The sequence below is a fragment of the Acinetobacter sp. CWB-B33 genome, from assembly GCF_039655955.1.
GTDB lineage: Bacteria > Pseudomonadota > Gammaproteobacteria > Pseudomonadales > Moraxellaceae > Acinetobacter > Acinetobacter bouvetii.
In genome coordinates, this window is the sequence record NZ_JAGFEU010000013.1 from 1,908 (window position 1) to 6,814 (window position 4,907).

The 4,907-nt window shown below is 44.6% G+C and carries 5 protein-coding genes; all 5 read right to left on the reverse strand.

What is annotated here, in order from left to right:
• Positions 1–13 precede the first annotated feature (13 nt).
• The gene (locus JZ784_RS17410) at positions 14–1,138 is read right to left on the reverse strand and encodes a minor capsid protein (RefSeq protein WP_346315778.1); all 1,125 of its coding nucleotides are present in this window, start codon (positions 1,136–1,138) and stop codon (positions 14–16) included.
• Positions 1,139–1,141: 3 nt separating this feature from the next.
• Positions 1,142–2,578, reverse strand: coding sequence for a DUF4055 domain-containing protein (locus JZ784_RS17415; protein ID WP_346315779.1), 1,437 nt, complete (start codon positions 2,576–2,578; stop codon positions 1,142–1,144).
• A gap of 1 nt (position 2,579) precedes the next feature.
• On the reverse strand, positions 2,580–3,899 hold the full coding sequence (locus JZ784_RS17420; RefSeq protein ID WP_346315780.1) for a terminase: 1,320 nt from the start codon (positions 3,897–3,899) through the stop codon (positions 2,580–2,582).
• Positions 3,883–4,407 (reverse strand): DUF2280 domain-containing protein, encoded by a 525-nt coding sequence (locus tag JZ784_RS17425; RefSeq protein ID WP_346315781.1) that lies wholly within the window; start codon positions 4,405–4,407, stop codon positions 3,883–3,885. Before JZ784_RS17425 ends, JZ784_RS17420 begins: the two co-directional genes overlap by 17 nt.
• A gap of 59 nt (positions 4,408–4,466) precedes the next feature.
• The coding region (locus JZ784_RS17430; RefSeq protein WP_346315782.1) for a putative metallopeptidase at positions 4,467–4,907 on the reverse strand (441 nt) is incomplete at its 5' end.

The window sequence follows — 4,907 nt, forward strand, 5'->3', positions numbered from 1 at the left end:
TTTGAAATTTTATTTAAAGGCCTATAGCCTCAAAAGTTTTCTGATCCAAAGCTCTCATCTCCGCTAATGTATAACCGCGCTTATTCAGCGGATCGGCAAACTTATCAATGCTGTACTCGCCTTTCTTGTAAAGCTCATACTTCGATTTACCCAACCAAGTACGCTGAAAGAACTCATCAGATTGTTCAAAGAACTCTTTAAAAGAGGTATTCGCATCCAGCTGGCTAATCAGATGCTTGCGCTCTTCCTTTGGAATATCCTTGACCTTACGTTCATCCATCACAAATGGCCGAAGCCCAGCTATTTCGCCATCCTTATCGCATGGCGCATAAGTCGTCCGGTTATTGGGATGCACTGGAAATCTTGGCCGCGCTGGATCATCGATAGCAAACACATCTCCATCAATTGATGCACAGTACTTGCAAGTGCGCCCATCCAAAGTGGCCACAACTTTCACATACTGAATACCAAGTGCTTTGTAAGTATCGATATAAGTTGCAGTACTAATATGGCTGCGGGCTGTTCTTACCTGGCGCTCTATCGAGCTTCGGCTAGATTCAATCAGACCGTCTTTATAATCATTGGCTTTTCGGCCTTTGATCCGCTGCACAATCTGCTGATTCGTCTGTCCACTGCTAATGCCATCCCTAATGACATATTCCACTTTTTTGCGCAGTGACGCAGCAATATCGGCAAACAGATAATCAACCAACTGCCCGCCGGCATACGGCGCTTTCTTGGCTGCCTTATAAATCTTCTCAGCATTGACAACCGCAGCCGCTCCCGCAACCAGCTGAGCAGAATATGAAGCTTCATAGACAGCTAATTGCAAAGCAGATTTATCAAACTGCTCAAATAGATCAGCATCAATTGATTTAAACCACTCATTCAGAATGGCCTTAATTTCCTCAAGGTTTTTGCTGGCTTTGGCTTTGCTTGAAAAGTTCAGACTCTGCAGCGCGTGACGTTCTGAATCTGATAATTCATTCAGCAATTCTGCAAGCCGACTTAATTGACGTTCAGAAAGCTTGTTAAATTGAGCTGTCAGCTCATTTACGCTTTGAGATGATGCACGATAAAGATACGCAGAATGTTGGCTCAGCGCATGAATTAAGGCTTTCTGCGCTGTTACATTCATACCTTATTCCTCATCGTCAGGCGGATTATCAAGCCCGCCATCATCCCACTTTTCGATTTTCTTCACGATGTCTTCCCACTTGTCTTCCGGGAACGTTCCAGTCTGCTCGTAGTGATACCAAACATACATTGGCAATTCACCAGCAAGGCAGGCTTCGTAAATCAATTTAGAGCGCGTCGAATCGTATTTCGGCTTATTGAAATCCTGAGCAATCGTAAAGCTCAGCTCATCCACTTTGAAATCATGCTCAGGCATGGCGAACTTTGCACACCAGCGCACCGCATTGGTGAAAGCCTCTGACACATTGGCCACAACCAGCGACAGCACAGAATGCTGTACAGAGCTTTCGTTATCAGCTTGCGTGGCTGTCTTGTTGGCAGATCCAACCTCGATCAGGCGCGCGCCAAGCTCTTTCATTTGATTCCATTTGTCGTTCATCCGCTCATATGCAAGGCCATTCTTTTCAGCCTGGACCATTTTGGCATCCGTTGGGATTCCTGAGCGACTGCCGACACTCGCGCCAGATTCTTTCAGCCACTGGTATTGTTCTGTTGTAATATTCGGAAAGCACAAAGTAGGCTGACCCACAATAAATGCCGACTCTTCCACATCTGCAGAACTGCAATAGTATGAAAGCTCCATCGAAGCCAACTCATACAGCGGGGCTGTGCCAATTTCATCCGAATTATCTACCGCGCCGCAAAAAGTGAATGGGATGTAATCCCATGGTTTACCGTGGTAATCCGTTGGAATGTACTTCTCGCCTTCAACCCATTCACCTTTATCATTTTTGGTAAGGATTTGAACTGAATATACGTGGCTGCCGCTGACATCATTGAGCGCCAAAATCCGGTATTGGTCTTTGGTTTCAACTGTATAGCCATTCCGAACTTTCACAGTCTCAAACAGCTTCACAAAGCTCAGCTTCTTTTGATTGCCAACGATGATGTAATCCCAATCCTTAATAGCGTCAGCCTTGATGATATGAATCATCGGATATGCGCCTTTGCTCTTTTCATCAGCTTTGCTTTTGCTCGGCTCCACGTTAGGGAAATCAACATAAATACCGCAGCGGTAATTGCGATTGATTAAACGTGTCGCGCGCTGTGAACATTGATAAATTGAGCGTCCTGCACCATCAGCATTACGCTCTAAGTATTCCAATTCACTTGGGTGATTAAAAACAGGGGTTTTGCCAAAGGCCAATCCAATGTGACTTGCCAAAGTACGGCTTGTCACGCCCGGAAAGATTGCCCGCATTTTATATTCTGCATAACGTGCCTTTCCATCAGGATCTTTTGTGGATGTGAACATCGATGGCTTTGGCAGATATTTTTCATTTGCCGCTTTAATGATTTCCTGACCACCGCAAACATCATCCAGCTTATTCCAAGTCTCAATGTGCTTATCATAGTCAGCATGTGTTGCTGTAATGCTCATATTAGAATCCAAACATTGGTATATCGATGCTCTTCACCTGCTCATTGATTGGGAACAAGTATGCAATCGGGTATGTGCCTGCATCATTCATATGGTCAAAGCCGGATTTTTTATCCGGCTGTCCATTTTCATCATAGATTTGGCGCTCTTGGCATTTAGCAAAGTGTGGACACTTGGCAGCATTCACAAATAGCCTGCGCTCACTGAAGGTATTGCAGAGCATCCCATTCATAGAGTTAATACGGTCTTTTACAGCTGGGTTTCTTGAATTTACAAAGACCTTAAATCCTGCTTTCCGCAATAACGCCAAATCTGTTTCGCTGGCATTATTTGATTTTCGATTTTCACCTGAAGCATCTGGATAAACCCCAACTTCTTCATACCCCGGATAACGCTCTTTAATCGCCTCAATCATTGCTGGCGTATCAAATAGATTCACAAACTCATCTACCGCATGCATGGTTTCACCACGGCGCACATAAACCACGGCAGCCATTTTGGTGACGTTAAAGTCCATGCCGATGTGAAGCACATCATTTGGTTGAACCGTTTCACTCGATCCATTCAGTACCCGGTTAAAGCAGTAATAAATAACACCCTGGTAACTCTCAAAGCTGGCTTCATATTCCTGGCTGAATGTTTTCGGGTCCATCTTGCGCTTGGCAACAATGATTTCCGATTCAGGAATATTCCCACCCTGCAAAGAAGTATAAGAAAAGCTACGGCAATCCGGTTCATGACCGGGCTGCCCATCCATAAATGTGTCATAACAATGGTTAAAGCCCTTAGGTGTTCCAATCCTTAAGACATGACCACCAACACGCTGAATACCATTGATGATGTACTTACAGGTTGAAAGCATTGGGCGAAGTACTTCCTCCCATGCTGCCCACTTGCAATCAGCCCACTCATCAATAATTAGGAAGAATAAGCCAGATCCACGAAGGTCATCATAGTTATCAAGACCAACTACACGCATGACATGACCACTTTTTAATGTGATCGTGCACTCCGTTTCATTAGGCTTTCCTGCACGCCATGACGGTGGAATAGCTTGTTTTAAGCGCTTCCAGAAAACTCGCTTAGCCTGCTTAAATGTGGGTGCTGCATACCAAATTTCATCCTCAACCGACACATTCCACTTTGCTGCCAGTCTTGCAGCTCGACGCATTTCAGCTTTAGCCAAAAAGGTTTTACCAAAACGTCGACCACATACAGCATCACGGAAGCGAGCTTCAGGCTGCCATCCCCACAAATAGATATTTGCTTGCTTGGGTGTAAGAGTTACTGCACCTTCTGGTGGTTCAAAGAATTGGCTCATTTGGAATTTCCTCATCAGGGTTCAGGCTGATTTTGTAATCTTCCTCAGGAGGTCTGGTTTCTGGTGGATTTACTTCACGCTTGAGTTTTTCCAATTCCAAACGCTTCATTTCAATTTCAATCTGTTCTTTTTCAGATAGACCACTCGGACCAGCATTACCCATTTGGATTAATCCTTGGGCTTGCTTTAAGACCTTAGCTTTCATGACCTTATTTTTTGTATAGTCGCCATACATCTGCTGGAGTTCTTTAAAGTGAAAGGCTTTATTTGCAATCGGAATATCTTCAATATTTTCTTTGAAGTCTTTTCGGGTGCGGTCAAAAAGATCTCTTAACTTTTTACTTAAATTACGTCCACCGTACTTGGTAGGATCGTAATTTTCACATTGCTGCCTTTCTAATTCGATGCCAAATCTTTGCTTGACAGCGTCAGCAACTTGTTGAGGTGTATCGAAGCAAGCAAGAGACTGAACTATAAAGATTTTTACAGGCTCTTTAAGTGCCGCCATACCTACCCCTTTGTCAAGCTACGTCAAGCAAGATAGCCAAAAAAAAAGAGCCTGTAGGCTCAATTAATCACACACGTTCCACAACACGCAGCAATATTTGTTTCCGATACGAACGGCGCCTGCTTCGCAATCTCAACCAGACGCTTAACATTTTCATCAGCACCCCAGCGTTTTGTTTCACCGAAGAACACTTCAACATCATGGCCTGCCAAGTAATGCTTAGGTAAGCCAGTGCTATCGCTATACATAGGTTCGCCATCCGCATCGCGCTCAACACCAATGTGATAAAGCTCATGCTCAATGAGACGGCAGAATTCACGGTCAGTTGTATTTTCGCAATAAGCAGCATCAATCGTAATGAGATAAACCGGTACGGCGCCGAACCAGTCGCGCATCTGCTGCTCTTGCCGCGCCTTTTTCCACCCACCTTGGTTAAACATCACTTTTTCACACTGGCCCAAGACCATCCGTTTTTTAGCCATAGCTGCCGATGAAGCCCA